Here is a 1,498-nt window from a genome sequence, read left to right on the forward strand (position 1 = left end):
CACCAACCTTGGTGATCTGCATGTCCACATCATAATAACCCACCGCGCGCGCTGCCGAATCCGCCGTCTGACGAAGTCGCGGCAATGCGCTATTAAAGTCTGTAATACTCTCAGCAGTGATGTCCTCTAGTGCAGCCTTGATGTTGGCAAAGGGTTCTTGCTTTAGAGTAGACTTGTCAATTTTGGTGACTTTGGTTCGCGATTCATTAGCACCAATGCCAGGCATGTTATTTTGATAAAACTCTGCCTCAACGCGCGCCACCGCTTCCACGCCATCATTGAACAACCGATTATACAGACGTTTGGCGACATTCGGGCGCTTGATTCCTTCCTCTTCAACCACCACCTCGGTAGCACCATCGCTCTCGACATATTCATATTCTGGGATGTATGCCGTTGGGTCGATGCCTTCGGTGCGCTCACCCTCCTCGTTAATGCCTAGCGTCTGCAGCGTATCAGGCGTTGGAATCTTGGTGATGGCAGTGACATCAAGCCCCATCGGCGTACTTTCTTGATCAATTCTTGAGATTAGAGTAGTATCTGACGACTGCGCCATCAGGGTATTTTGCCGGGTAACTTCTTGTAGTCTTGCCTCGATCTGGGCGGGTGTATAGAGCGGCACTTCTGCGATAAGCTGTGCAGATTCGATGGTTTTTTGATCGATGAGAGTCGGTGCGGTAGACTTGTCATTGGATTGATTGCCCAATTGCTCATCTGATGCATTAACTGCTACACCATTAGTATTCGCGCCCTGATTTGGATTGGCTGGTTGTTCAGGGATAGCAACTTGTGCCGACGCATAAGACGACAATGCCATCAGTACTGACACAGATATTGCCGTACGCACAGATTTTATGCGGTTCACGCTCGGTCGTCCGATGTCTGCCATCGCCATCATGTAGCCCTTTTGATTTTGAAATCGTGGTTTTTTATTGTCGCCATAAACATCAAAAAGATGTAAAAATTTCTTAAAAATTAAAGCTTAAAATAAAAATACCTGCTATTATAACAAACCAATCAATATTAACAATCATTTATTCTATGGCTTCGCAATTTTCTCTATTTAAGCATCGCCGTTTTAGCGCCATGTTTTTTACGCAGTTTTTGGGCGCATTTAACGATAACGTTTTTAAGCAGGCATTGATTTTAATTTTGACTTATGTCGCGGCTGCCAAGATGGGCATGGAGATTAGCCTGCTGAATAATTTGGCGGCATTGCTGTTTATTTTGCCATACTTCCTATTCTCGGCGTTGGCGGGACAAATTGCGGACAAATATGAAAAATCCAAACTCACCCAAGGCGTCAAACTACTAGAAATCTGCATCATGACGTTGGCGGCGATTGGGTTTTGGTTTGAGCTTTATTGGTTGTTATTCGTGGCGTTGTTCCTGATGGGAACGCAATCAACTTTTTTTGTACTCATTTAATACGGCTACCTCCCAGAAGCCATGCACAAAGATGAGCTGGTCGGCGCCAATGGCTTATTCCAAACCGGTA

Annotated in this window: 2 pseudogenes; one reads left to right on the forward strand and one right to left on the reverse strand. The window is 45.5% G+C overall.

The window, feature by feature from the left end:
- Positions 1–898: pseudogene (locus GY683_RS07035) on the reverse strand (hypothetical protein); the annotation flags it as partial.
- Positions 899–1,041: 143 nt separating this feature from the next.
- On the opposite strand from GY683_RS07035, the pseudogene GY683_RS07040 reads away from it, so the two are divergent.
- Positions 1,042–1,498, forward strand: a pseudogene (locus GY683_RS07040) (MFS transporter); the annotation flags it as partial.

The organism is Moraxella sp. (assembly GCF_024227015.1).
Taxonomy (GTDB): Bacteria; Pseudomonadota; Gammaproteobacteria; order Pseudomonadales; family Moraxellaceae; genus Moraxella.